Origin of the sequence: Pseudomonas sp. PI1 (assembly GCF_000812405.1) — a bacterium.
GTDB lineage: Bacteria > Pseudomonadota > Gammaproteobacteria > Pseudomonadales > Pseudomonadaceae > Pseudomonas > Pseudomonas citronellolis.
The window spans coordinates 1-25099 of the sequence record NZ_JWMC01000019.1; the positions used below are offsets into that span (position 1 = coordinate 1).

The window sequence follows — 25099 nt, forward strand, 5'->3', positions numbered from 1 at the left end:
TGGCCTGCATGCGTGTGCTCATCGTGCGGTTGAACGCCATGGTCAGGGACGGTACCTGCTGGAGAACAGGTACCGTGCAGCAGTGAAAGACAGTTGCTCCTACAATTCCAGGATGGCACGGGCGTAGGAGCGGACCTTGTCCGCGATGGCCGGGCATATCGGCGCGGTTCGCGGATGAGATCCGCTCCTACGCTGCCCCACCTACGCCGTTCCCCTGTAGGAGCGCGCCCTGCGCGCGATTTCGTGGGCAGGGCCCGCGAGGCCGATACATGGACAAAAAAAGGGCCGCAACGCGGCCCTGGAGGAAAGCCGGCCCGCAGGCCGGCGCGTGGGTTCAGCTGGCCCGGGCGAGGCCCACGGCCTGCAGGCGGGCGGCGATTTCGTCGAGGATGGCCGGGTCGTCGATGGTGGACGGCGCCACGTAGTCCTCGCCGTCGGCGATCTTGCGCAACACGGCGCGGAGGATCTTGCCCGAGCGCGTCTTGGGCAGGCGCTTGACCACCACCGCGCGCTGGAAGCAGGCCAGCGCGCCGATGCGCTCGCGGACCAGCGCCACCAGTTCGCGCTGCAATTGCTCCTCGGTGACGCGCGCGTCGTCCTTGAGCACCACCAGGCCCAGCGGCACGTGGCCCTTGAGCGGGTCCTGCACGGCAATCACCGCGCATTCGGCCACCGCGTCGTGCAGCGCCAGCAACTCTTCCATCTCGCCGGTGGACAGGCGGTGGCCGGAGACGTTTATCACATCGTCGGTGCGGCCCATGATGTGGACGAAGCCGTCCTCGTCGATGAAGCCGCCGTCGCCGGTGTGGTAGTAGCCGGGGAAGGCCCGCAGGTAGGCGCTGAGGTAGCGCGGGTGGTCGTTCCAGAGGGTCTGCGCGCAGCCGGGCGGCAGCGGCAGGCCGATGACGATCGAGCCGGTCTGCCCCGGCGCCAGCAGGCGCCCCTCCTCGTCCACCACCTGCACGTCGTAGCCGGGCACCGCCAGGTTGCTGGAGCCGGCGCGCTGCTCCTGGCAGCCCAGCCCGGTGCAGGGCGCGGTCACCGGCCAGCCGGTCTCGGTCTGCCACCAGTGGTCGAACACCGGCTTGCCGGTCTGTTCCTCCAGCCACTGGTGGGTGCTGCTGTCGAGCTTCTCGCCGGCGAGGAACAGTTGGCGCAGCGAACCCAGGTCGTAGCGCTTGAGCAACTCGCCGTTGGGGTCTTCCTTGCGGATCGCGCGGATCGCCGTGGGCGCGCAGAACAGCGCGTTGACCTGGTGTTCCTCGATCACCCGCCAGTAGCTGCCGGCGTCGGGCGTGCGCACCGGCTTGCCCTCGTAGAACAGCGTGGTGCAGCCGTTCATCAGCGGACCGTAGACGATCAACGAGTGGCCGACCACCCAGCCGACGTCGGAGATGCCCCACCAGACGTCGCCCGGCTGCATGCCGAAGATGGTCGGCAGCGTGTAGTGCAGGGCCACCGCGTGGCCGCCGTTGTCGCGCACTATGCCCTTGGGCTTACCGGTGGTGCCGGAGGTGTACATGATGTACAGCGGGTCGCCGCTGGCCACCTCCACCGGGTCGGCCGGCTCGGCGTGGGCCACCGTCTCGCGCCAGTCCAGGTCGCGCCCGGCGTGCAGCTCGGCCATCGCCTGCGGGCGCTGCCAGACCAGCACCTGGGCCGGCTGGTGCAGGGCCAGCTCCAGGGCCTTGTCCACCAGCGGCTTGTATTCGATGACGCGCTCGAACTCCAGGCCGCAGGAGGCGGTGAGGATCAGCTTGGGCCTGGCGTCGTCGATGCGCAGCGCCAGCTCGTAGGGGGCGAAGCCGCCGAACACCACCGAGTGCACCGCGCCGATGCGCGCGCAGGCCAGCATGGCCATGGCCGCCTGGGGCACCATGGGCATGTAGATGATCACCCCGTCGCCCTTACCCACGCCCAGGGCGCGCAGGGCGCCGGCCAGGCGCGCCACTTCGTCGCGCAGCTCGCGGAAGCTGTAGCGCTGCTGCACGCCGGTGACCGGGGAGTCGTAGATCAGCGCCGCCTGCTCGCCGCGGCCCAGGGCGATCTGCCGGTCCAGGGCCAGGTAGCAGCTGTTCAGGCGGCCATCGGCGAACCAGCGGTGGCTGCCGTCGGGGAGTGCTTCGAGGATGTTGCGCGGGCGCTGGTACCAGGCCACGGCCTCGGCCTGTTCGGCCCAGAAGGCGGCAGGGTCCGCAATGGAGCGGGCATGGGATTGCCGGTAATTCATCATCTGACCCTCTGAATTGTTTTTATCGAGGTCGAATAACGAGTATGGACAGGCCGCGGGGGGCCGCCATCAACCTTTGGTCGTAAGCCGGCGGCGCCTTCCCGGGAGACCGCGCCCCTCGGCCGAACCGGCTGCCCTGGCAGCGGGCACAGCGTCGCCCAGGTCAGCGAGACCCGGCGCCGATTGTCGAGTCACTCCGGACAGCGCGGCTGGCGGAACTACACTCAGCTTCCCCCCAACACAGACACGGGTGTCGCGCCATGCACATACTCGTTCGTCCGTCGGCCGGCGCCCAGGGCAAGCGCTGGCAGGTCTGCCTCGATCAGTTCGCCGTGGACTTCCGCAACGAGCAGGAGGCGCGGCACTTCGTCAGCACCCTGGAGGCCCGCCTGCGCGCGCCCCACGCGCTGCCGCGCACGGAGCAGCCGCTGGCCGGCTGAAGCGCCTCAGACGCTGCGCTCGCTGATCTGCCCGGTGTACCAGCCCAGCAGCGCCGCGCAGCCGCCGCAGGTCGTGATCACCAGCGCCATGGGCAGCGCGCTGCCGTCGTGCAGCACCCCGACCAGCGCCGAGGCAGCCGCCGCCACCGTGAACTGCAGGCTGCCCATCAGCGCCGAGGCGCTGCCGGCGTGGCTGCCCTGCCCGGCCATGGCGCAGGCCGAGGAGTTGGGCAGCAGGAAGCCCAGGCTGGCGATGGCGCCGAACAGCGGCATCAGCAGCGGCCACAGGTGTTCCGGGCGGTACAGGGTGACCGCCAGCAGCGCCAGGCCGCAGAAGAAGTACACCCACACCGCGCGGCGCAGCCAGAAACCCGGCCCGCGGTAGCGCAGCAGCCGCGCGTTGACCTGGGCCATGAGGATGAAGCCGGCGGCGTTGCTGCCGAAGATCCAGCCGTAGTGTTCCGCCGGCACCTGGTAGAGCTGGATGAACACGAAGGGCGAGCCGGCGATGTAGGCGAACATCCCGGCGATGGCCACGCCGCCGGTCAGCGCGTAGCAGAGGAAGGCGCGCTCGCCCAGCAGCCGGCGGTATTCCCCCAGGGCGCCGGACAGCGGCGGCCGCGGGCCGGCGGGGATGGTCTCGGGCAGCCACAGGGCGATGGCGCTGCCGGCCACGGCGCTGAACGCCACCAGGCAGAGAAAGATCGACTGCCAGCCGAACAGCCCCAGCAGCGCGCCGCCGCCCAGGGGCGCGAGGATCGGCGCCAGGCCCATCACCAGCATCAGCTGCGAGAAGGCCTTAGCCGCCGCCACCGCATCGCACAGGTCGCGCACCACCGCCCGCGAGATGACCATGCCGGCGCAGCCGCCCAGGGCCTGGACGAAGCGCGCGCCGATCAGCCAGTGCAGGTCCGGCGCGAAAGCGCAGGCCAGCGAGGCCGCGGTGAAGATGATCACCCCCAGCAGCAGCGGCAGGCGCCGGCCGTAGCGGTCGGCCAGCGGGCCGTAGAGCAGTTGGCCGATGGCCAGGCCGGCGAAGTAGGCCGACAGGCTCAGTTGGATGTGCTCGACGTCGGTGCCGAAGGCCGCGGCCAGCGCCGGGAAGCTGGGCAGGTAGAAGTCGATGGCCATGGGGCCGAAGGCGCTCAGCGCGCCGAGGATCAGCAGGATGCGAAAGGTCATGGAACACCGTTGGCCCCGTCGCCTGACGGGGCCTGGAAAGGTTCGGGCAAGAATTGCAAGCAGGCTAACGAAACGCCGGCAAGCATATCAATTCGCCGGCCCCGGGGCAGGGCCGGAAGAGGAAATTTGCGAGCCGGCTTCAGGCCCCGGCCAGGCGGCCGGCGCCCGTGCCCGTCAGTGCGCCGGCCCCTCCCCCTGGGCCGCTTCGGCCGCGGGCCGGGCCTTGGTCTTGCGCTTGCCCAGGCGTTCGGCGGCCGATTCCACCAACATGTAGAACATCGGGATGAGGAAGGTCGCCAGCACGGTGGCCGCGAGCATGCCGCCGATCACCCCGGTGCCGATCGAATGGCGGCTGGCCGAGCCGGCGCCGCTGCTGATGGCCAGCGGCACCACGCCGAGGATGAACGCCAGGGAGGTCATGACGATCGGCCGGAAGCGCAGTTTGGCCGCCTCCAGCGCCGCCTGCAGCGGGCTCAGCCCCTGCTCCTCGCGGACCATCACGGCGAACTCGATGATCAGGATGGCGTTCTTCGCCGCCAGGCCGATCAGCGTCACCAGGCCGACCTGGAAGTACACGTCGTTGCTCAGCCCGCGCAGCCAGATGGCGAGGATGGCGCCGAACACCGCGAAGGGCACCGCGGTGACCACCGCCAGCGGCAGGGTCCAGCGCTCGTACTGGGCGGCGAGGATGAGGAACACCAGGATCAGGCCGAAGACGAACGCGGTGCTGCCCGAGCCCTGGGTCTCCAGCTCCTGGTAGGCCGAGCCGATCCAGGTGAGGAAGTAGCTGTCGCCGAGGGTCTGGTCGGCCACTTCCTGCATCGCCGCCAGGGCCTGGCCGGAGCTGTAGCCCGGCGCCGGGCCGCCGAGCAGCTTGGCCGCGGGGAACACGTTGAAGCGCGCGTAGGAATCCGGGCCGAGGGTGCGCTGCACGCTGACCAGGGCCGACAGCGGCACCAGGTCGCCGCTGGAGGAGCGCACGTACACCTGGGTCAGGTCCTCGGGCTTGCGGCGGAAGTCCGACTCGGACTGCAGGTTGACCTTCCAGGTCCGCCCGTAGAGGGTGAAGTCGTTGACGTAGTAGGCGCCGAAGGTCGCCTGCATGGCGGTGAACACATCGTTGATGGCTACCCCCAGCGAACGCGCCTTGGTGCGGTCGAGGTTGATGAAGTACTGCGGCACGTTGGCGTTGAAGGTGCTGGTCACCCCAGCCAGTTCCGGGCGCTTGGCCGCCGCCGCCATGAACTTCTGCACCATCTGTTCGAGCTGCGCGGAGGTGCCGCCGCTACGGTCCTGGATGTACGCCTCGAAGCCGCCGGTGGTGCTCATGCCGGTGATCGGCGGCGGGTTGAAGCTCATCACCACGCCATCCTGCTGCTTGGCGCCCATGGCCATGAAGGTGCGCGTGAGGTTGCGCGCGTCCAGCTCCGGGGTCTCGCGCTCCTTCCAGTCCTTGAGGGTGACGAAGGACACCCCGGCGCTGGTGGTGTTGGCGTTGGTGAGGATGTTCAGGCCGGCGAAGGTCAGCACGTCCTGCACCGCCGGGTGCTTCTCCAGCTGCTGCGAGACGGCGTCGGTGAGCGCCTCGGTGCGCGACAGCGAGGCCGCCGGCGGCAGCATGTAGGCGTTGATCACGTAGCCCTGGTCCTCGTCGGGCACCAGCGAGCCGGGCACCCGGCCGAACAGCAGCAGCATCAGCGCGATCATCCCGCCGAACACCAGCAGGCCGATGAGCACGCGCTTGAGGAAGAACTGCACGCCGGCGCCGTAGGCCGCGGTGGCCGCGTCGAACATGCGGTTGAACCAGCGGAACGGCGCCGCCGGCTCCTTGTGCTCGGGCTTGAGGATCAGCGCGCAGAGCGCCGGCGAGAGGGTCAGCGCGACTATCCCGGAGATCACCACCGAGACCGCGATGGTGATCGCGAACTGCTGGTACATCTGCCCGGCCAGGCCGCCGAGGAAGCCCACGGGGACGAACACCGCGCAGAGCACCAGGACGATGGCGACGATCGGCCCGGTCACCTCCTCCATGGCCTTGATCGCCGCCTCCCGCGGCGGCAGCTTCTCGGTGCGCATCACCCGCTCGACGTTCTCCAGCACCACGATGGCGTCGTCCACCACGATGCCGATGGCCAGCACCATGCCGAACAGCGTCAGCAGGTTGATGGAGAAGCCCAGCAGGTACATGCCGGCGAAGGTGCCGACCAGCGACACCGGGATGGCCAGCACCGGGATCAGCGTGGCGCGCAGGTTCTGCAGGAAGATGTAGACCACCAGCATCACCAGCACCAGGGCCTCGAAGAAGGTGTGCACCACCTCCTCGATGGATACCTTGACGAAGGTGGTGGTGTCGTAGGGGATCTTGTAGACGACGCCTTCGGGGAAGCGCTTGGCCAGCCGCTCCATGGTGGTTTCCACGGCCTCGGCGGTGTCCAGGGCGTTGGCCCCCGGCTGCAGGTAGACGCCGAAGGAAGCGTTGAGCCGCCCGTTCAGCGTGGTCTTCATCGAGTAGTCCTGGGCGCCCAGCTCGATGCGCGCGACGTCCTTCAGGCGCAGGCTGGCGCCGGTGCTGTCGGTGCGCAGGATGACGCCCTCGAACTCCTTCGGGTCGGTGAAGCGGCCCTGGGTGCTCACCGTGTAGGTGAAGTCCTGCGGGGTATTCAGCGGCTCCTTGCCGAAGTTGCCGGCAGCGAACTGCGAGTTCTGCTCGCGGATGGCGTCGACCACGTCGCTGGGGGTGAGGTTGTACTGCGCCAGCTTGTCCGGGCGCAGCCAGATGCGCATGGCGTAGTCCTTGGAGCCGAACTGGGTGACGTCGCCCACGCCGGGGAGGCGCTTGAGCTCGTCGATGACGTTGATCAGCGCGTAGTTGCTGATGAACACCGGGTCGCGCGAGCCGTCCGGGGAGAACAGCGTCACCACCTGGAGGATGTCGGCGGACTTCTTCTGCACCTTCACGCCCTGCCGGCGCACTTCTTCCGGCAGCTTGGCCAGGGCTGCCTGGACCTTGTTGTTGACGTTGATGGTGGCCTGGTCCGGGGCGGTGCCGACCTTGAAGTACACGGTCAGGCTCATGGCGCCGCTGCTGTCGGAGTTGGACAGCTGGTAGATCATGCCCTCGACGCCGTTGATCTCCTGTTCCAGCGGCGCCGCCACGGTCTCGGCGATGACCTGCGAGCTGGCGCCGGGATAGGAGGCGGTCACCGAGACCTGCGGCGGCAGGATCTCCGGGTACTGCGCCACCGGCAGCGCGCGCAGGGCCGCCAGGCCCGCGAGCAGGATGACGATGGAGATCACCATGGCGAACACGGGGCGGTCGATGAAGAAGCGCGAGATCACGATGGCCGCTCCTTCAGGACTGGGCTGGCTGGGCGGGGGCCTGCTGCGCCGGCGCGGCCGGCGCCTCGACGGCCTTCACCGGCTGGTCCGGGCGGACCTTGGGCAGGCCGTCGACGATCACCCTGTCGCCGTCGTCGACGCCGGAATCGACTATCCAGCGCTGGTTGACTACCTGCGAGGTGGTCACCTGGCGCACGCGGGCGAAGCCGTCCTTGTCCACCACGTAGACGAAGGTGCCGCGCGGCCCCTGGGCCAGGGCGCGCTCGGGCACGGTCACCGCGGCCTTGCGGACGATGCCGGTGACCACCACGCGGACGAACTGGCCGGGGATCAGGTGGGTTTCCGGGTTGGGCACCACGGCGCGGGCGTTGATGGTGCCGGTGCCGGTGTTGACGAAGCTGTCGGTGAAGTCCACCACGCCGTCGATGGGGTAGCGGCTGCCGTCGCCGAAGAAGATCTGCGCGTTCAGCTTGCCGTGCTCGGGCAGCACCAGGCGGCCCTGCTGCACGCCCTCGCGCAGGCGCGCGGCCTCGGTGTCGGAATAGGCGAAGTTGACGTAGATGGGGTCGAGCTGGGTCAGCTCGGTGAGCAGGCTGGTGTTGGGGTCGCTGGCGGTGACCAGGCTGCCCTCGGAGCGGGTTTCCTTGCTGGCCATGCCGGAGATCGGCGCCTTCACCGTGGTGTAGTCCAGGTCGATCTGCTTGGCGTCGACGTTGGCCTTGGCCGCCTCGACGTCGGCCTTGGCCTGCTCGTAGTCGGAGGTGTAGCGGTCCAGCTCGCTGGCGCTGGCGAAGCCCTTGCGCTGCAGCTCGCGGATGCGCTTGAGGTCGCGGTCGGTCTGGCGGTAGCGCGCCTGGGCCTGGGCCAGCGCGCCCTTGGCCTGGCCGAGGGCGGCCTGGTAGGGGCGCGGGTCGATCTGGAACAGCACCTGGCCCTGCTTCACCGGCCGGCCTTCCTCGTAGGTGCGTTTCTGCAGGATGCCGCTGACCTGGGCGCGCACCTCCACCTCGCGGTAGCCGGCCGCCCGCGCCGAATATTCGAGGTTCAGCGGCAGGCTGGCGCTCCTGGCCACTTCCACCGTGACCTCCGGGGCCGGTGGCGCCGCGCTCCCCTCGTCCGCCAGGGCCGGCAGGACAGACTGCGCGGCGACCAGGGCACACAGGGTCAGGGCGGCGGGCAAGCGCGGGGTGAACGGCATAGAACCTCTCCATGGAAAATGTCGGCTAAGACGATTCGGCACGCTATCGGGGGAAAACTGCCATCCGCCAGTAACTCACGGTTCCCGCTCGAAATTTCAGTAAACTGCGGAAATACCAGTGAGCCTAGCCCGTGTAGCAAACCGCGCCATGAGAAGAACTAAAGAAGATTCGGAACGAACCCGCCAGACGATCCTCGACTCGGCGGAGGCGCTGTTCCTGGAAAACGGCGTTTCCAGCACCAGCCTCGAGGAGATCGCCCGCAACGCCGGGGTCACCCGCGGGGCGGTGTACTGGCACTTCGAGAACAAGGCCCACCTGTTCAACGAACTGCTCAACCAGGTGCGCCTGCCGCCGGAGCAACTGGCCTTGCGCCTGTCCGGCTGCGACGGGGTGGACCCGCTGCAGTCGCTGTTCGACCTGTGCGTGGAAGTGGTGCACAGCCTGGCGCAGAACGCGCAGAAGCGCCGCGTGCTGACCATCCTGATGCAGCGCTGCGAGTTCACCGAGGAACTGCGCGAGGCGATCCTCCGCCACAACGCCTTCATCCGCCAGTTCATCGACCTTTGCGAGCAGCTCTTCGCCCGCGACAAATGCCAGGTGCGGCTGCTGCCCGGGGTGACGCCGAAGACCGCCTCGCGGGCGGTCCACGGCCTGATCCACGGGCTGATCAACGACTGGCTGCGCGACCCGCAGCTGTTCGACCCGCTACAGGACGCCGAAGCGCTGCTCGAGCCGCTGTTCCGCGGCCTGATCCGCGACTGGAGCCAGGCCGGCGCGGCTCAGGCCAGCGCGGCCTCGTAGCCCTCCTCGCGGATCGCCGCCAGCACCTCTTCGGCCGCCAGGCGGCTGGCCACCCGCACCTCGCCGCCGGCCAGGTCCACCTGGACCTCGGCGGCGCCGTCGCGGGCCTGGATCGCCTGGGTGATGGCCCGCACGCAGTGGCCGCAGGACATGCCTTTCACACTGAACGCTTGCATGGTCGAACTCCTCGGGTTCGCTTGACGATGGGCGCAGTGTCGACCTTGCCACCGTGGCAAGGTCAAGCCCCCTGCGGCGCCACGCCGCGGGCTTGCCCCCGGCGCCGCCCTCGGCCAAGCTCTGCGCATCCGAGCCCTACCGGGAGCCCCCCATGCGCCGCCTGCTCCGCGCCCTGCCCTGCCTGCTCTGGCCCGCCCTGGCCCTGGCCGCCGACCCGCCGACGGTGCAGGCCTGGCCGCAGCAGGAGCCGCCGCCGCCCGGCTACGCCGTGCTCAACATCAGCCGCCAGGGCCTGCAGAGCGGCAGCGCCTGCGACATCGACCTCTACGTGCGCGGCGAACTGCTGGCGCGCCTGCAGCCCGAGGGCACGGTGGCGCTGAACCTGTCCCCCGGCGAGGTGCCCATCCGCCTCGCCGTCTCCGCCACCGGCGCCTGCCGCGACGGCATGCAGCAACTGCAGGCGCAGACCCTGCGCCTGCGCGCCGGGGAAATCCGCAGCTACCGCATCGGCTACCGCGAAGGCGGGCTGTTCCTGACGCCGGTCAACGTTCCCTGAGCGAGGGCTTGACCTTGCCCTCGTGGCAAGGTTCATCCTCGCAGCATCGTCGGATCGTGACCGCCGCGCCTGCAGTAAGCGGGCGGCGGACATCAGGAGGATCGTCCATGAACAGCCCCATCGAGCTCGACCTGCCGGTGACCGGCATGACCTGCGCATCCTGCGTCGGCCGCGTCGAACGCGCCCTGAAGAAGGTGCCCGGGGTGCTCGCGGCCAGCGTCAACCTGGCCAGCGAGCAGGCGCGGGTGAGCGTCGACTCGCCCGAACAACTGCCGGCCCTGGTGGCAGCGGTAGAGAACGCCGGCTACCAGGTGCCCAGCCACAGCCTGGAGCTGGCCATCGACGGCATGACCTGCGCCAGCTGCGTGGGCCGCGTCGAGCGCGCGCTGAAGAAGGTCCCCGGGGTGCGCGAGGCCAGCGTCAACCTGGCCAGCGAGCGCGCCCGCCTGGACCTGCTCGGCCCGGTTGACCCGGCCACGCTCATCGCCGCGGTGGACAAGGCCGGCTACCACGCCCGCCTGCTGCAGGCCGAACGCCCGGCCGAGGACCCGGCCCTGGCGCGCCTGGCCCGCGAGCGCTGGTTCCTGTTGGCGGCCATCGTCCTGGCCGTGCCCCTGGTGCTGCCGATGTTCGCCGAATGGGCCGGGCTGCACTGGATGCTGCCGGCCTGGGTGCAGTTCGCCCTGGCCACTCCGGTGCAGTTCATCATCGGCGCGCGCTTCTATGTCTCGGCGTGGAAGGCAGTGCGCGCCCGCAGCGGCAACATGGACCTGCTGGTGGCCCTGGGCACCAGCGCCGGCTACGGCCTGAGCCTGTACCTGTGGCTGAGCGCCGCCCCCGGCGCCATGCCGCACCTGTATTTCGAGGCCAGCGCCGTGGTGATCGCCCTGATCCTCCTCGGCAAGTACCTGGAAAGCCGCGCCAAGCGCCAGACCGCCACGGCCATCCGCGCCCTGGAGGCGCTGCGCCCGGAACGTGCCACGCGCATCCGCGACGGCCACGAGGAAGACGTCGCCATCGCCGAGCTGAGCCTGGGCGACGAACTGCTGGTGCGCCCCGGCGAGCGCTTCCCGGTGGACGGCAAGGTGCTCGACGGCCGCAGCCACGCCGACGAGGCGCTGATCACCGGGGAAAGCCTGCCGGTGCCCAAGGCCCCGGGCGACAAGGTGACCGGCGGCGCCATCAACGGCGAGGGCCTGCTGACCATCCGCGCCACCGCCCTGGGCGGGGAAACCGTGCTGGCGCGCATCATCCGCCTGGTGGAAGACGCCCAGGCGGCCAAGGCGCCGATCCAGAAACTGGTGGACAAGGTCAGCAACGTCTTCGTCCCGGTGGTGATCGGCATCGCCCTGGTCACCCTGGCCGGCTGGCTGCTGGCCGGCGCCGGCGTGGAAACCGCACTGATCAACGCGGTGGCCGTGCTGGTCATCGCCTGCCCCTGCGCCCTGGGCCTGGCCACGCCAACGGCGATCATGGCCGGCACCGGCGTGGCCGCGCGCCACGGCATCCTGATCAAGGACGCCGAGGCCCTGGAAGTGGCCCACGCGGTAAGCGCCGTGGCCTTCGACAAGACCGGCACCCTCACCTCGGGCACGCCCAGCCTGGTCCACTTCGCCGTGGCCGAAGGCGAACCCGACGCCGCCCTGGCCCTGGCCGGCGCCCTGCAGCGCGGCAGCGAGCACCCGCTGGCCAAGGCGGTGCTCAGCGCCTGCGCCGAGCAACACCTGCGCGTGCCCATCGTGAGCCACAGCCAGGCCCTGGCCGGGCGCGGCATCCAGGGTCAGGTCGGCGAGCGCCTGCTGGCCCTGGGCAACCGCCGCCTGCTCGACGAACAGGGCCTGGCCGCCGGCGAACTGCAGGACAAGGCCACGGAATGGGAAGGCCAGGGCCGCACCCTGTCCTGGCTGCTGGAACTGCAGCCGCAGCCGCGCCTGCTCGGCCTGTTCGCCTTCGGCGACAGCCTCAAGCCCGGCGCCGCCGAGGCGGTGCGGGCGCTGCGCGAGCGTGGTATAGACAGCCACCTGATCACCGGCGACAACCGCGGCAGCGCGCGGGTGGTGGCCGAAGCGCTGGGCCTGGACGACGTCCACGCCGAAGTGCTGCCGGCGGACAAGGCCGCGGTGGTGGCGCAGCTCAGGAGCGGCGGCAAGGTGGTGGCGATGGTCGGCGACGGCATCAACGACGCCCCGGCGCTGGCCGCGGCGGACGTCGGCATCGCCATGGGCGGCGGCACCGACGTGGCCATGCACGCCGCCGGCATCACCCTGATGCGCGGCGACCCACGGCTGGTCCCCGAGGCCCTGGACATCGCCCGGCGCACCTACGCGAAAATCCGCCAGAACCTGTTCTGGGCCTTCATCTACAACCTGGTCGGCGTGCCCCTGGCCGCCTTCGGCCTGCTCAACCCGATGGTCGCCGGCGCCGCCATGGCCGCCTCCAGCGTCAGCGTGGTGAGCAACGCCCTGCTGCTCAAGCGCTGGAAACCGGCGCACGGCGCGAACGCAAAGGGAGATGGCGATGAACATCGGTGAAGCGGCGAAGAAGAGCGGTCTGTCGGCGAAGATGATTCGCTACTACGAATCCATCGGCCTGCTCGCCCCGGCCGGCCGCAGCGCCAGCGGCTACCGCCACTACAGCGAGCAGGACCTGCACCGCCTGGCCTTCATCCGCCGCTCGCGGGACTTCGGCTTCTCCCTGGAAGAAGTCGGCCGCCTGCTAGCCCTCTGGCAGGACCGCCAGCGCGCCAGCGCCGACGTCAAGGCCCTGACCGGCCAGCACATCGCCGAACTGGAACGCAAGATCGCCGAACTCAGCGCCCTGCGCGACACCCTGCAGGAACTCCACGACCACTGCCAGGGCGACCACCGCCCGGACTGCCCGATCCTCAAGGACCTGGAGTCGGGGAGTTGCTGTCATTGAAGTCCCTCTGCTGTCCCAACGGTCTTGCCGGCTGCGCCGAGGTGCTCTTCGTAGGATGGGTTGAGCTTGCGAAACCCATGCGGTCGCGGCGATGGGTATCGCTTCGCTCAACCCATCCTACGACGGCGTTCCTCCTATGGTTGATCGGCGGTAGGGCGTATAACCGTTCGCGGTTATACGCCGCCATCCTGAACTCCATGGCCATCCGATCGGCGGATAACGCTTCGCGTTATTCGCCCTACGTCCACATGAAGCACAGCATTTCCCCGTAGGAGCGAGCTTGCTCGCGAACGGTGTTTACCGGCAGCAGCTGTGTTTCGGATTGACTCCGCTCCCTCTCCCCAGCCCTCGGCTGCGCGCCCCGCCCTGAAGGGAGAGGGGGCTAGGCCGTGCCGAGAGCAGGCATGGTTTCAGCCGGAAACCACCGCGCTTGCCGGCTGACTCGGGAAAACCAGATCGCACCGAACGGTCCCCTCTCCCTTCAGGGAGAGGGTTAGGGAGAGGGCGCTCTTCAGGGCCAGCACCAGAGCAACCTCACCACACCATCACCATAAGGCCTGGCCCTGAACCAAGGTCAACCACGCACCTGCGCCACCGCCCCGCGCCGCCACAACGACGCCGGCAGCACCGTCACCGCCAGCCCCACGAAGACCAGCGCGCAGGCCAACCAGTCCTGGGCGGTGAGTCGTTCGCCCAGCAGCAGCCAGCCGGACAGCAGGCCGGAGACCGGCACCGCCAGGGCGAAGGGGGTGACCTGGCTGGCCGGGTAGCGGCGCAGCAGGAAGCTCCACAGGCCGAAGCCCACGGTGGTGGCGAGGAAGGCGATGTACAACAGCGCGCCCATGCCTTCCCAGCTGATGCCGGTCAGCGCCGTCGAGATGGCTTGCGGGCCTTCGAAAATCCACGACAGGACCAGCAGCGGCAACGGCGGGATCAGGCTCACCCAGCTGATCAGGCGCAGCATGTCGCTGGCCCCGGAGCGCTTGGTGGCGATGTTGGAGAAGGCCCAGGCCAGGGCCGCGGCCATCACCAGGGCGAAGGCCAGCAGGCTGTCGCCCAGGGGGCGTTCCAGGCCGATCAGCAGCAGGCCGCCGGCGGCCAGGGCGAGGCCGGCCAGGGCGCGGGCGCTGGGGCGTTCGCCGAGGAAGGCGGCGGCGATCAGCACAGTGAAGAACACCTGGCTCTGCAGCACCAGGGACGACAGGCCGGCGGGCATGCCCAGGTGCATGCCGACGAACAGCAGGCCGAACTTGACCACCCCCAGCAGCACGCCGATCTGCACGATGCGCCAGAACGGCGCCGGCAGCGGCCCGCGCAGGAACACCAGCGGCAGCGCCGCCAGGGCAAAGCGCAGGGCGCAGAACAGCAGCGGCGGGAAGTCGTGCAGGCCGACCTTGATGATGACGAAGTTGACGCCCCAGATCAGCGTGACCAGCAGGGCGAGGAGGACGTGCGGCAAGGGCATGGCGGTGCTTCCGGGTGGGATCGGGCCACGCTAGCAGGGCCGCGGCGGGCTGTATGTACACAGTTGCCGCGCAAATGCATCAGGACAGTTCGATGCGCAACTGCGGCCAGCGCCGCGTCCAGTCCTTGTGGCACAGACGCTCGCGGTAGACCTCGGGCTTGTTGCGGAAATGTTCGGTGGGGCGAACGCGCAGTTCGAACAGGTCCTCCAGGCCCAGCGGCGCCAGCAGCTCCAGGCCCTGGTCGGCAAGGCGCACCGCCACCGCGGTGCAGACTTCCGGCCAATGGCGCATGGCGTCGGCGACGTCCGCATAGGGCGCATCGCCGTTGCGCAGGTGCATGCGCGCCTGGTTGCGCACCGACCAGGGCGCCTGCGGGCAGGCCCGGGCCAGGCGTCGCTCGAAGGCTGCGTCGGCCTCGGCCTGCAGGCAGCGGGCGTCGAAGTACAGCACGTCCACGTCCGCCAGGGGGCCGGGCGGAAGCCCGTGCAGATGGTCCCAGACGGCGTTGCGCACGAAGCCGGCGCCGATCCAGGCGCCAGGCGGGCCGTACTCGCGCAGGGCGCGCAGCAGGCCCAGGCGTTGCGGACAGGCGGCGAGCAGAGCGATCAGGCGCGCCGCCTGCGGGCTCACTGCAGCCACGGCGGCGGTGGCGGCTCCTCGGCGCGCGGCGGGCCATCCTGCTCGGCGCGGGCCGCCTCGCGGCGCTCCTGCTCGCGCAGGGCGGCGGCGATCTCGCGCATCACCGCATCGACGTCGGCTTCCTCTTCCGGCTCGTCGAAGTGGCCGGTCAGCGGGGTGTCCGGCTGCAGCTTGCCGTCTTCGAACAGCGCCCACATTTCCTTGGCGTAGCGGGTGTGCTTGAGCTCCGGGGCGAACTGGCCGAAGTAGGCGGCCATGTTGCCGACGTCGCGTTCGAGCATGCGGAAGGCATGGTTGTTGGCCGCCGCATCCACCGCCTGGGGCAGGTCGATGATCACCGGGCCGTCGGGGCCGAGCAGCACGTTGAACTCCGAGAGGTCGCCGTGGACCAGCCCGGCGCAGAGCATCATGACGATCTGGCGGATGAGGAAATCGTGGTACTCGCGCGCCTGCTCCGGCTCCAGCACCACGTCGTTGAGGCGCGGCGCGGCCTCGCCGTATTCGTCGGCGACCATTTCCATCAGCAGCACGCCATCGAGGAAGTCGTAGGGCTTGGGCACCCGCACCCCGGCGTTGGCCAGGCGGAACAGCGCCGCCACCTCGGCGTTCTGCCAGGCCTCCTCCTGCTCGCGCCGGCCGTAGCGCGAGCCCTTGGCCATGGCCCGGGCCTGGCGGCTGTTGCGAACCTTGCGGCCCTCCTGGTATTCCGCGGCCTGGCGGAAGCTGCGCTTGTTGGCCTCCTTGTAGACCTTGGCGCAGCGCAGCTGCTCGCCGCAGCGCACCACGTAGACCGCCGCTTCCTTGCCGCTCATCAGCGGGCGCAGCACTTCGTCGACCAGGCCGTCCTCGATCAGCGGCTCTATGCGTTTGGGTGTCTTCATCAGGCTCCGTCGTCGTTCTTGTCCGGCCCAAGCGGCCGCAGCCGCTCCTTATACGACATGCGCCGGGTGACGCCCAGCACCGACCGCCGGAATCATGGTGGCGTCGTGGTCATTTCGATGCTTTCGCCCAGGGCATCGGCCATGCGCTCGATCTCGCTGCCCAGGGCCTGGGCGTCGTCGGCGTAGCGGATGGCGATGGCGGCGAAGCCGTCGGCGACCTCGGCGAAGGCCTCCACCACCTGCGGGTCGAAGTGGCTGCCGCTGGCGGCGAGGATCTGCTGGCGGGCCTCATCCGGCGACAAGGTCGCGTGGTAGGGATGGCGGCTGGTCAGCTCGTCGTAGCAGTCGATCAGCGCCAGCAGCCGTGCCGACAGCGGGATCTGCTCGCCGCGCAGGCCCCGCGGGTAGCCGCTGCCGTCCCAGCGTTCGTGGTGGCCGTAGGCGATCTCCTTGGCGTAGCGCAGGAATTCCGCCGGGCTGCCCAGGCGGCGTTCGGCAGCGGCCAGGGCGTCGTGGCCGATGCGCGTGTGGCTCTGCATCAGCAATTGGTCCTCGGGGCTGAGCTGGCCGGGGTTGAGCAACACGCGGTCGGGCACCGCCACCTTGCCGATGTCATGCAGCTGCGCCGAGCGCGCCAGCAGTTCGATCTGCTCCAGGTCCAGGCCGCCGGCCTCGCCTTCGCGCCGGGCCAGGGCGTCGGCGAGCAGGCGCATGTACTGCTCGATGCGCAGCAGGTGGCGGCTGTGGGGGTTGTCGCGCAGGTCGCAGAGGGTGGCCATGGCCTCCAGGGTGGCGTCCTGGGCGGCCTGCAGTTCGCGGCTGCGGCGGCGCACTTCCAGCTCCAGGTATTCGCTCTTGTCGCGCAGGAAGTCGGCGTTGGCCTTGAGCTTGAGGTGCGCGCGGATGCGCGCCAGGGTCACCGGCGGGCTGATCGGCTTGGTGATGTAGTCCACCGCGCCCAGGTCCAGACCGCGCTGCTCGTCGGCGGTGCTGACCATGCCGGTGAGGAAGATCACCGGAATCTCGGCGGTCAGCGGGTCGGCCTTGAGCTGGCGGCAGACTTCGTAGCCGTCCATCTCCGGCATCATGATGTCGAGCAGCACCAGGTCCGGCCGCGGCTCGCTGGCGGCCAGGCGCAGGGCCTTGGCGCCGCTGCCGGCGACGCGCACCTGGTACTGGCCCATGAGCAGCTCGCTCATGAGCATGAGGTTGTCCGGTTGGTCGTCGACCACCAGGATCACTTCCTGGTCCGGTCGGTCCAGCATGCTGTCCAAGGTTCCACCCCTCTTGCGCTCAGATGCGGATGTCGCGCTCGCGCGACAACACCAGCAGTTTTTCCAGGGCCCGCTCGAACTCGAAGCGACGGATGCTCGCCGCGACTTCGTCGTACCCGTCATTGAAGATACTGCGCAGCAGGCCCGCGCGCTCGCCGACCAGCCGTCCGGCGCGCGGGTCGTCGGCGGCCAGCAGGTGCGCCAGGCGGCGCACCACCTGCTCGGCCTGCTGGCGCTCGGCCGCCGGCAGTTCGACCGCCGGCTGCCCCGCCGGTTCTGGCGCCTCCAGCAGCGGCGGCGCCGTCGAGGGCGAGCGCAGGATGCGCGACAGGTCGATGGGCCGCGCGTCCTCCACGTGGCCCAGGGGCAGGCGGCACCAGAACAGGCTGCCCTTGTCTGGCTCGCTGTCCACCCCGACCTCGCCGCCCATGGCCTCGGCCAGGCGCTTGCAGATCGCCAGGCCCAGACCGGAGCCGCCGTAGCGCCGGGTGATGGAGTTGTCGGCCTGGCGGAAGGACTCGAACAGGCGCTCCTGCTGCGCCGGGCTGATGCCGATGCCGGTGTCGCGCAGGCCGAAGTACAGCCAGTCCTCGTCGCCGGCCTGCATGTCCAGGCGCACTTCCAGCTCCAGGGAGCCGTGCTCGGTGAACTTGAGCGCGTTGTTGCCGTAGTTCATCAGGATCTGCCGCAGGCGCAGCGAGTCGCCCAGCAGGTGCGAGGGCAGCCGCGGGTCGATGTGGCATTCCAGGCTCAGGCCCTTGCCCGCGGCGCGGATCGCCAGCAGGTCGACCAGCTCGCCGAGCAGGCGCTCCAGGTCGAAGTCCAGGTGCTCGAACTCCAGGCGCCCGGCCTCCACCTTGGACAGGTCGAGGATGTCGCTGATCAGCTCCAGCAGGTACTGGCCCGAGCCCTGGATCTTGCCCAGGTAGTCGCGCTGCTGCGGGTCCAGGGCGGTCTGTTCGAGCAGGTGCGCCAGGCCGATGATGATGTTCAGCGGGGTGCGGATCTCGTGGCTGACGTTGGCCAGGAACTCGCTCTTCAGCCGCGCCGCCTGCTCAGCCAGGTCGCGGGCCTGGGCCAGGGCCTCCTCGGTGGCCTTGCGCGCGGTGATGTCGCGGCTCACCCCGACCAGCCCGAGCAGGGCGCCGTGGTCGTCGTGGAAGGCGCTGCGCAGGGTGTCGAACAGCACCCGCCGGCCATCCGGGTAGACCACCCAGCCCTCGCTGGCGAACGGCTGGCTGGCCGACAGCGCCTGGCGGTCGCGCTCGCCGCGGCCGGCGCTGGCGGCGTCGCTGAACAGCTGGGCGTCGCTGCGCCCGATCACGTCCTCGGCCGGCAGCCCCAGGCATTCGGCGAAGGCGTGGTTGGCGCCCAGGTAGCGGCCTTCGGTGTCCTTGAACCAGATGGGGTCGGGGATGGCGTTGATCAGCGCCAGCAGGGTGCGCCGCTGGCGGTGCTCCTCGGCCTCGGCGCGGGCGCGCTCGGCCACCTGGATCTGCAGGCGGCGGTTCCAGACCAGGACGAAGGCGAGCAGGGCGAAGAAGCCCGCCACGTAGGGCCAGGCCGCCTGCAGCAGCTGCATCCAGTCGAAGGCGTCGATCTGCGGCAGCCAGCGCTGGCGGATGCGCTCCTGCTCGCCGTCGTCGATGCTGGCCAGGGCGCGGTCCAGCAGCGGCACCAGGGGCGCCAGCTCGCGGCGCACGGCGAAGCGCACCTGGCTGTTGTCCAGGCCGCTGTCGCCGCGCACCTCCAGGTTGCTCAGGTTGAGCTGGCCGATCAGATAGTTGGTCGAGATGAGGTTGCCCACGTAGGCGTCGGCGCGCCCGGAAGCCACGGCCTTGAGGGCTTCGGCGGTGTCGTCGACGATGACGAAGGCCACCCCCGGCACCGCCGTGCGCAGCAGGTCGTGCACGGCGAAGTCGCGCTCCACGGCCACGCGCTTGCCGGAGAGGTCATCGAGCACCCGCACGTTGCTGTCGCGGCGGGCGAAGATCAGGCTGCTGGTGCTCAGGTAGGGCTGGCTGAAGGCGAGGAAGCGCTCGCGCTCGGGCGAGCGCGCCACGGTCGGCAGCAGGTCGACCTCGCCGTTGCGCGCCGCCTCGATCACCTGCGCCCAGTCGTCGAAGGTCTGCGTCTGCAACTGCAGGCCCAGGCGCTGGGCGACCTGGTTCAGGTAGTCGGCGCTGATACCCTGAAACCCGCCCTGGGCGTCGACCATCTCGAACGGCGGCCAGCCATCGCGGGAAATGCCCACCCGCAGCGTCGGGTGGGCCTCCAGCCAGCTGCGCTCGTGGCCGCTGAGCGCCAGCTCCGCGCCCCACAGCGGCGGGCACAGCAGGAGGCAGAGCAGCAGGCAATGGCTAAGGAGTCGGCGGCAGGGCATGGCGGGCTCTCGACGGACCTCCTGCAAGCGTAGCCGGCAGTTTGAAAAGCGATTACGGATTGCCCGCCCGCCGGGTGACGCCGACAATTTCCCCATGTACCCGGTCCTCCCTGGAGAGCGCCATGCCCCCACTTCCCGATGACGAACGCTGCTGGCAGGCGGTCTGCGAGCGTGACGCGGGCTTCGACCAGCGTTTCGTGTTTTCCGTTCGCTCCACCGGCGTCTATTGCCGGCCGAGCTGCCCGGCGCGGCGGCCAAGCCGCGCCAACGTGCGCTTCCACGCCGACGCAGCCGCCGCCGAAGCCGCGGGCTTCCGCCCCTGCAAGCGCTGCACGCCCGACGGCGAAAGCCCGGCGCAGCGCCTGGACGCCCTGGTCGCCTCCGCCTGCCAGTTGCTGGAGCAGGCCGAGCGCCCGTTGACCATGGACGAACTGGCCGCGCGCATCGGCCTCTCGGCCTCGCACCTGGCCCGCGCCTTCAAGGCCCGTACCGGCCTGACGCCGCGGGCCTGGGCCGAGGCCCGCCGCCAGCAGCGCCTGGCCGCCGCCCTGCCGCAGGCGCGTTCGGTGCTCGATGCCGCCCTGGAGGCGGGTTATTCCGGCACCCGCGCGCTCTACGAGGCGCCCACCGCGCTGAGCCCGGCGCAGCGCCGGCAGAAAGGCGCCGGCACCCGGCTGCGCTATGCCATCGCCCCCTGCCCGCTCGGCCAGGTGCTGCTGGCCGCCAGCCCGCGGGGCGTCTGCGCCCTGCTGTTCGGCGACGCGCCGGAGCAGTTGGAGGCGGAACTCCGCCAGCGCTTCGCCGCCGCCGAGTTGCAGCGCGACGACGCCGGCCTGGGCGACTGGCTGGGCCGGGTGCTGCGCCAGCTGGAACAGCCCGAACGCGCCGCCGGCCTGCCCCTGGACCTGCACGGCAGCGCCTTCCAGCTGCGCGTCTGGCGCGCCCTGGCGCAGATTCCCAGCGGGCAGACGCGGCGCTACGGCGAACTGGCCGAGCAGTTGCACAGCCACCCCCGCGCCATCGCCCGCGCCTGCGCCAGCAACCCGGTGGGGCTGCTGGTGCCCTGCCACCGGGTGGTGGCTGCCGACGGCGGCAGCGGCGGCTACCGCTGGGGCCTGGAGCGCAAGCGCGAGCTGCTGCGCCGCGAGGACCAGGCGGCGCAGCAGGACGAACCGGCCTGAGCCGCCTCCGATCGGCCAGGCCCATGGCAGAGCCCTCGCTGTGCTATGGTTCGGCCCCTCGAAGGACCGCCTGCAAGCCCCATGACCCTCTGGAACCTCATCACCCGTTTCGGCGACAGCTCGCTGCTGCTGCCCTGCGCGCTGTTCATCTATGCCTGGTTGCTGCTGCGCCGGGAAACGTACAACGCCAACTGCTGGCTGCTGCTGTTCGGCCTGGCCGCCGGCGTCACCCTGGTCTCCAAGCTGGCCTTCATGGGCTGGGGCATCGGTATTCCGGCGTGGAACTTCACCGGGCTGTCCGGCCACAGCATGATGGCCGCCAGCGTCCTGCCGGTGCTCTGCAGCCTGCTGCTGCCCGCCCGCCCCGCCTGGCGCCTGGCCGCCGCGACCGGCGGCGCCGTGCTGGCGGTGCTGGTGGGCGTGTCGCGGCTGCAGATCAACGTCCATTCGCCGGCGGAAGTCTACGGCGGGCTGGCCGTGGGCCTGGTCGCCAGCGGCGCCTTCCTCTGCCTGACGCAGCGCCGCCTGCCGTCGCTGTCGCCCGTGCTGCTGGCCCTGGTCCTGCTGCTGGCCTCGCTGCAGGGCGTGACCGGCGTACGCGCCCCTACCCACCAGATGCTGGAACGCATCGCCGCCTACATGGCCGACCGCGACCAGCCGTTCAAGCGCGGCGAGTGGGGTGGCTTCCATCGCCTCGACGGGCAGCGGGCGCCGGCGGCCTGAGCCGAGATGCTCCTCGCAGGATGGGTTGAGCCTGCGAAACCCATCGGGCCACGGTGATGGGTATCGCTTCGCTCAACCCATCCTACGGTGAAATACCCTGCCTCCCTTACAGACCGCGCTGAAGCGCTCTTCGTAGGAGCGGGCCCTGCCCGCGATTCGCGCGCAGGGCGCGCTCCTACAAGGGAGCGGCGTGCGCGTTCGGAAAACCGAACGCGCGAACGGCATCTATCCGGAACTCCGAACGCCCGTCTCGCCAACGGCCTGCCAAGTCCGAATATAAGTCCTTTAAATTCAATTACTTGAAATAAATCCCAGGGACTGGCACGGTCCCTGCTCCAGTGCTTCCCGTGAGCATGCGGCAGCGCCGCGCTTGCCCGCCGGCCGCCAGGAGGGCCCGCCGCCGGGTACGCCTGCCGCAGGATCGACAACAACCAGAACAAGTCGAGGAAGCATCAATGCGTATCGCACCCCGTGTGCTGGGCGTGGCCATCGTCGCCGCCCTGTTCGCCACTCCGGCCCTTTCCGAGGAACTCACCGGCACCCTGAAGAAGATCAAGGACTCCGGCACCATCGTCCTCGGCCACCGTGACGCCTCCATTCCCTTCTCCTACCTGGCCGACGACCCGCGCCAGCCGGTGGGCTATTCCCACGACCTGCAGCTGAAGGTGGTCGAGGCGGTCAAGCAGGAACTGGGCATGCCCGACCTCAAGGTGCGCTACAACCTGGTCACCTCGCAGACGCGCATCCCGCTGGTGCAGAACGGCACCGTGGACATCGAGTGCGGCTCCACCACCAATAACCTGGAGCGCCAGAAGCAGGTCGACTTCTCCCTCGGCATCTTCGAGGTGGGCACCCGCCTGCTGACCAGGAAGACCAGCGGCATCAACGACTTCGCCGACCTCAAGGGCAAGAACGTGGTGACCACCGCCGGCACCACCTCCGAGCGCCTGCTCAAGTCGATGAACGCCGAGAAGAAGATGGGCATGAACATCATTTCGGCCAAGGACCACGGCGAGTCCTTCCTGATGCTCGAATCCGGCCGCGCCGTGGCCTTCATGATGGACGACGCCCTGCTCTACGGCGAAATGGCCAAGGCCCGCAAGCCCGACGACTGGGCGGTGGTCGGCACCCCGCAGTCCTATGAAATCTACGGCTGCATGGTGCGCAAGGGCGACGAGGGCTTCAAGAAAGTGGTCGACAAGGCCATCGCCGACACCTTCGCCTCCGGGCAGATCAACGACATCTATGCCAAGTGGTTCACCCAGCCGGTGCCGCCCAAGGGCCTGAACCTCGAATTCCCGATGAGCGACACGCTCAAGAAGCTGATCGCCAGTCCCACCGACAAGTCTGCCGAGCAGATGTAAGGGTGGCGCCCAGCCGCGCTCACGAGGCGCGGCCGGGCGGGGAACGGGAGCGCCAGCGGCGCTCCCGGCCTCCCCTTCCTTCCCGATCCACCACCGGAACACGCCCGCCACCCACGGGCGCAGGCGCCTGCGCGCCGCGTTCCGGCCGTTTCGACGCCCCGCACGGGGCCATCGAGGGCAACCTTCATGAACTACAACTGGGACTGGGGCGTGTTCTTCAAGTCCACCGGGATCGGCGACGAGATCTACCTGGACTGGTACCTCACCGGCCTGGGCTGGACCATCGCCGTCGCCCTCACTGCCTGGCTCCTCGCCCTGGCGCTGGGCCTGGTGCTGGGCGTGCTGCGCACCGTGCCGAACCGCTGGCTGTCGGCCATCGGCACCGGCTACGTCGAGCTGTTCCGCAACGTGCCGCTGCTGGTGCAGCTGTTCATCTGGTACTTCCTGGTCCCGGACCTGCTGCCGCAGCCGCTGCAGGACTGGTTCAAGCTCGGCCTGGCGCCGGAAACCTCGGCCTTCGTCAGCGTCGTGGTGTGCCTGGGCCTGTTCACCGCCGCGCGCGTCTGCGAGCAGGTGCGCACCGGCATCCAGGCGCTGCCCGGGGGGCAGGTCGCCGCCGGCCGCGCCATGGGCTTCAGCCTGCCGCAGGTGTACCGCTACGTGCTGCTGCCGCAGGCCTTGCGCATCATCATCCCGCCGCTGACCTCGGAGTTCCTCAACATCTTCAAGAACTCCTCGGTGGCCTCGCTGATCGGCCTCATGGAGCTGCTGGCGCAGACCAAGCAGACCGCCGAGTTCAGCGCCAACCTGTTCGAGGCCTTCACCCTGGCCACGGCGATCTACTTCACCCTGAACATGAGCCTGATGCTGTTCATGCGCCTGGTCGAGCGCAAGGTCGCGCTGCCCGGGCTGATTTCCGTGGGAGGCAAATGATGGACTTCGGCTCGATCGTCCCGGCGCTGCCGGGCCTGTGGGACGGCATGGCCATGACCCTGCAGCTGACCGGCCTGGGCGTGCTCGGCGGCGTGGTGCTGGGCACCCTGCTGGCGCTGATGCGGCTGTCCCACAACCGCCTGCTGAGCAACCTCGCCGGCTTCTACGTCAACTACTTCCGCTCCATCCCGCTGCTGCTGGTGATCACCTGGTTCTACCTGGCGGTGCCCTACATCCTGCGCTGGATCACCGGCAGCGACACCCCGGTGGGCGCCTTCACCAGCTGCCTGGTGGCCTTCGTGATGTTCGAGGCGGCGTACTTCTGCGAGATCGTCCGCGCCGGCATCCAGGCCATCCCCAAGGGCCAGATGGGCGCGGCGCAAGCCCTGGGCATGACCTACGGCCAGTGCATGCGGCTGATCATCCTGCCCCAGGCGTTCCGCAAGATGACCCCGCTGCTGCTGCAGCAGAGCATCATCCTGTTCCAGGACACCTCGCTGGTCTACACCGTCGGCCTGATGGACTTCCTCAACGCGGCGCGCTCGCGCGGCGACATCATCGGCCAGCCCCACGAATTCCTGATCTTCGCCGGTCTCGTCTACTTCATCGTCAGCTTCACCGCCTCCTTCGCGGTCAAGCGCCTGCAGAAAGGGTTAGCCCTATGATCACCATCGACAACGTCAACAAGTGGTACGGCGACTTCCAGGTCCTCACCGACTGCAGCACCTCGGTCGCCAAGGGTGAAGTGGTGGTGGTCTGCGGGCCGTCCGGTTCGGGCAAGTCGACGCTGATCAAGTGCGTCAACGCCCTGGAGCCGTTCCAGAAGGGCGACATCGTGGTCGATGGCACCTCCATCGCCGACCCGAAGACCAACCTGCCGAAGCTGCGTTCGCGGGTGGGCATGGTGTTCCAGCACTTCGAGCTGTTCCCGCACCTGACCATCACCGAGAACCTGACCATCGCCCAGGTCAAGGTGCTCGGCCGCGACAAGGACGAGGCCACCGAGAAGGGCCTGGCGCTGCTCGACCGCGTCGGCCTCAAGGCCCACGCCCACAAGCATCCCGGCCAGCTTTCCGGCGGCCAGCAGCAGCGCGTGGCCATCGCCCGCGCCCTGGCCATGGACCCGATCGTGATGCTGTTCGACGAACCCACCTCGGCGCTGGATCCGGAGATGGTCAACGAAGTGCTCGACGTGATGGTCCAACTGGCCCAGGAAGGCATGACCATGATGTGCGTAACCCACGAGATGGGCTTCGCCCGCAAGGTGGCCGACCGGGTGATCTTCATGGACCGCGGGCAGATCGTCGAAGACTGCGCCAAGGAAGAGTTCTTCGGCGACCTGGAAGCCCGCTCCGAGCGCGCCCGGCAGTTCCTCGCCAAGATCCTCACCCACTGAAGCCCACCCATGCCCC

At 69.6% G+C, this 25099-nt stretch carries 21 protein-coding genes; 11 read left to right on the forward strand and 10 right to left on the reverse strand.

Annotated elements, in window-relative coordinates; all coding sequences use genetic code 11:
- Positions 1–334: 334 nt before the first annotated feature.
- Entirely contained in the window at positions 335–2230 is a 1896-nt protein-coding gene (locus RN02_RS07975; RefSeq protein ID WP_043314105.1) for a propionyl-CoA synthetase, read from the reverse strand.
- Between the two features lie 260 nt (positions 2231–2490).
- On the opposite strand from RN02_RS07975, the gene RN02_RS07980 reads away from it, so the two are divergent.
- On the forward strand, positions 2491–2670 hold the full coding sequence (locus RN02_RS07980; protein WP_043314019.1) for a hypothetical protein: 180 nt from the start codon (positions 2491–2493) through the stop codon (positions 2668–2670).
- 6 nt (positions 2671–2676) lie between these two features.
- Here RN02_RS07980 and RN02_RS07985 read toward each other — a convergent pair whose 3' ends face one another.
- The 3 genes from RN02_RS07985 to RN02_RS07995 all read right to left on the reverse strand — a co-directional run bounded on the left by RN02_RS07985 (position 2677) and on the right by RN02_RS07995 (position 8389).
- Positions 2677–3852 (reverse strand): multidrug effflux MFS transporter, encoded by a 1176-nt coding sequence (locus RN02_RS07985; RefSeq protein ID WP_043273176.1) that lies wholly within the window; start codon positions 3850–3852, stop codon positions 2677–2679.
- Between the two features lie 174 nt (positions 3853–4026).
- Complete coding sequence (locus RN02_RS07990) at positions 4027–7191, reverse strand: efflux RND transporter permease subunit (RefSeq protein ID WP_043314020.1); 3165 nt, start codon at positions 7189–7191, stop codon at positions 4027–4029.
- Between the two features lie 13 nt (positions 7192–7204).
- The gene (locus RN02_RS07995) at positions 7205–8389 is read right to left on the reverse strand and encodes an efflux RND transporter periplasmic adaptor subunit (RefSeq protein WP_009616015.1); all 1185 of its coding nucleotides are present in this window, start codon (positions 8387–8389) and stop codon (positions 7205–7207) included.
- 148 nt (positions 8390–8537) lie between these two features.
- Here RN02_RS07995 and RN02_RS08000 point away from each other — a divergent pair, with 148 nt between their 5' ends.
- Positions 8538–9191: a TetR family transcriptional regulator gene (locus RN02_RS08000; protein ID WP_043273179.1), complete on the forward strand. Its 654-nt coding sequence runs from the start codon at positions 8538–8540 to the stop codon at positions 9189–9191.
- On the opposite strand, the gene RN02_RS08005 is transcribed toward RN02_RS08000, so the two are convergent.
- Positions 9170–9367, reverse strand: coding sequence for a heavy-metal-associated domain-containing protein (locus tag RN02_RS08005; protein ID WP_009616013.1), 198 nt, complete (start codon positions 9365–9367; stop codon positions 9170–9172). The genes RN02_RS08000 and RN02_RS08005 overlap by 22 nt on opposite strands.
- A 152-nt stretch (positions 9368–9519) precedes the next feature.
- Here RN02_RS08005 and RN02_RS08010 point away from each other — a divergent pair, with 152 nt between their 5' ends.
- From RN02_RS08010 to cueR, 3 genes are all read left to right on the forward strand, one after another.
- A complete protein-coding gene (locus RN02_RS08010) occupies positions 9520–9924 on the forward strand; it encodes a hypothetical protein (RefSeq protein ID WP_009616012.1) in 405 nt (134 codons plus the stop codon).
- 107 nt (positions 9925–10031) lie between these two features.
- Entirely contained in the window at positions 10032–12455 is a 2424-nt protein-coding gene (locus RN02_RS08015) for a heavy metal translocating P-type ATPase (protein WP_043314021.1), read from the forward strand.
- The gene (cueR, locus tag RN02_RS08020; RefSeq protein ID WP_009616010.1) at positions 12442–12843 is read left to right on the forward strand and encodes a Cu(I)-responsive transcriptional regulator; all 402 of its coding nucleotides are present in this window, start codon (positions 12442–12444) and stop codon (positions 12841–12843) included. Before RN02_RS08015 ends, cueR begins: the two co-directional genes overlap by 14 nt.
- A 574-nt stretch (positions 12844–13417) precedes the next feature.
- Here cueR and RN02_RS08025 read toward each other — a convergent pair.
- The 5 genes from RN02_RS08025 to RN02_RS08045 form a co-directional block, all read right to left on the reverse strand.
- On the reverse strand, positions 13418–14308 hold the full coding sequence (locus tag RN02_RS08025) for an EamA family transporter (RefSeq protein ID WP_009616009.1): 891 nt from the start codon (positions 14306–14308) through the stop codon (positions 13418–13420).
- 79 nt (positions 14309–14387) lie between these two features.
- The gene (locus RN02_RS08030) at positions 14388–14939 is read right to left on the reverse strand and encodes a nucleotidyltransferase family protein (protein WP_043314022.1); all 552 of its coding nucleotides are present in this window, start codon (positions 14937–14939) and stop codon (positions 14388–14390) included.
- Entirely contained in the window at positions 14936–15829 is an 894-nt protein-coding gene (locus tag RN02_RS08035) for a PA4780 family RIO1-like protein kinase (protein WP_043314023.1), read from the reverse strand. The genes RN02_RS08030 and RN02_RS08035 overlap by 4 nt, the downstream gene beginning before the upstream one ends.
- 92 nt (positions 15830–15921) lie before the next feature.
- On the reverse strand, positions 15922–17103 hold the full coding sequence (locus RN02_RS08040; RefSeq protein ID WP_043273188.1) for a response regulator: 1182 nt from the start codon (positions 17101–17103) through the stop codon (positions 15922–15924).
- 19 nt (positions 17104–17122) lie between these two features.
- On the reverse strand, positions 17123–19486 hold the full coding sequence (locus tag RN02_RS08045; RefSeq protein WP_043314024.1) for an ATP-binding protein: 2364 nt from the start codon (positions 19484–19486) through the stop codon (positions 17123–17125).
- Positions 19487–19608: 122 nt separating this feature from the next.
- On the opposite strand from RN02_RS08045, the gene ada reads away from it, so the two are divergent.
- From ada to RN02_RS08075, 6 genes are all read left to right on the forward strand, one after another.
- Entirely contained in the window at positions 19609–20667 is a 1059-nt protein-coding gene (ada, locus tag RN02_RS08050; protein WP_043314025.1) for a bifunctional DNA-binding transcriptional regulator/O6-methylguanine-DNA methyltransferase Ada, read from the forward strand.
- 81 nt (positions 20668–20748) lie between these two features.
- Positions 20749–21390: a phosphatase PAP2 family protein gene (locus RN02_RS08055; RefSeq protein ID WP_043314026.1), complete on the forward strand. Its 642-nt coding sequence runs from the start codon at positions 20749–20751 to the stop codon at positions 21388–21390.
- A 455-nt stretch (positions 21391–21845) separates the two neighbouring features.
- Positions 21846–22754 carry a glutamate/aspartate ABC transporter substrate-binding protein gene (locus tag RN02_RS08060; RefSeq protein ID WP_009616002.1) on the forward strand — a complete coding sequence of 303 codons (909 nt, stop codon included), beginning with the start codon at positions 21846–21848 and terminating at the stop codon, positions 22752–22754.
- Between the two features lie 186 nt (positions 22755–22940).
- Positions 22941–23687 carry an amino acid ABC transporter permease gene (locus RN02_RS08065; protein ID WP_043314027.1) on the forward strand — a complete coding sequence of 249 codons (747 nt, stop codon included), beginning with the start codon at positions 22941–22943 and terminating at the stop codon, positions 23685–23687.
- Positions 23684–24352, forward strand: coding sequence for an amino acid ABC transporter permease (locus RN02_RS08070; RefSeq protein WP_173427889.1), 669 nt, complete (start codon positions 23684–23686; stop codon positions 24350–24352). The genes RN02_RS08065 and RN02_RS08070 overlap by 4 nt, the downstream gene beginning before the upstream one ends.
- Positions 24349–25083 carry an amino acid ABC transporter ATP-binding protein gene (locus tag RN02_RS08075; protein ID WP_043314028.1) on the forward strand — a complete coding sequence of 245 codons (735 nt, stop codon included), beginning with the start codon at positions 24349–24351 and terminating at the stop codon, positions 25081–25083. Before RN02_RS08070 ends, RN02_RS08075 begins: the two co-directional genes overlap by 4 nt.
- Positions 25084–25099: the final 16 nt, after the last annotated feature.

Bases quoted from the DNA above. Each gene is read 5' to 3' on its own strand.
- RN02_RS07975 (WP_043314105.1), bottom strand. From the start codon at position 2,230: ATGAATTACCGGCAATCCCATGCCCGCTCCATTGCGGACCCTGCCGCC.
- RN02_RS07980 (WP_043314019.1), top strand. From the start codon at position 2,491: ATGCACATACTCGTTCGTCCGTCGGCCGGCGCCCAGGGCAAGCGCTGG.
- RN02_RS07985 (WP_043273176.1), bottom strand. From the start codon at position 3,852: ATGACCTTTCGCATCCTGCTGATCCTCGGCGCGCTGAGCGCCTTCGGC.
- RN02_RS07995 (WP_009616015.1), bottom strand. From the start codon at position 8,389: ATGCCGTTCACCCCGCGCTTGCCCGCCGCCCTGACCCTGTGTGCCCTG.
- RN02_RS08000 (WP_043273179.1), top strand. From the start codon at position 8,538: ATGAGAAGAACTAAAGAAGATTCGGAACGAACCCGCCAGACGATCCTC.
- RN02_RS08005 (WP_009616013.1), bottom strand. From the start codon at position 9,367: ATGCAAGCGTTCAGTGTGAAAGGCATGTCCTGCGGCCACTGCGTGCGG.
- RN02_RS08010 (WP_009616012.1), top strand. From the start codon at position 9,520: ATGCGCCGCCTGCTCCGCGCCCTGCCCTGCCTGCTCTGGCCCGCCCTG.
- RN02_RS08015 (WP_043314021.1), top strand. From the start codon at position 10,032: ATGAACAGCCCCATCGAGCTCGACCTGCCGGTGACCGGCATGACCTGC.
- cueR (WP_009616010.1), top strand. From the start codon at position 12,442: ATGAACATCGGTGAAGCGGCGAAGAAGAGCGGTCTGTCGGCGAAGATG.
- RN02_RS08025 (WP_009616009.1), bottom strand. From the start codon at position 14,308: ATGCCCTTGCCGCACGTCCTCCTCGCCCTGCTGGTCACGCTGATCTGG.
- RN02_RS08035 (WP_043314023.1), bottom strand. From the start codon at position 15,829: ATGAAGACACCCAAACGCATAGAGCCGCTGATCGAGGACGGCCTGGTC.
- RN02_RS08045 (WP_043314024.1), bottom strand. From the start codon at position 19,486: ATGCCCTGCCGCCGACTCCTTAGCCATTGCCTGCTGCTCTGCCTCCTG.
- ada (WP_043314025.1), top strand. From the start codon at position 19,609: ATGCCCCCACTTCCCGATGACGAACGCTGCTGGCAGGCGGTCTGCGAG.
- RN02_RS08055 (WP_043314026.1), top strand. From the start codon at position 20,749: ATGACCCTCTGGAACCTCATCACCCGTTTCGGCGACAGCTCGCTGCTG.
- RN02_RS08060 (WP_009616002.1), top strand. From the start codon at position 21,846: ATGCGTATCGCACCCCGTGTGCTGGGCGTGGCCATCGTCGCCGCCCTG.
- RN02_RS08065 (WP_043314027.1), top strand. From the start codon at position 22,941: ATGAACTACAACTGGGACTGGGGCGTGTTCTTCAAGTCCACCGGGATC.
- RN02_RS08070 (WP_173427889.1), top strand. From the start codon at position 23,684: ATGATGGACTTCGGCTCGATCGTCCCGGCGCTGCCGGGCCTGTGGGAC.
- RN02_RS08075 (WP_043314028.1), top strand. From the start codon at position 24,349: ATGATCACCATCGACAACGTCAACAAGTGGTACGGCGACTTCCAGGTC.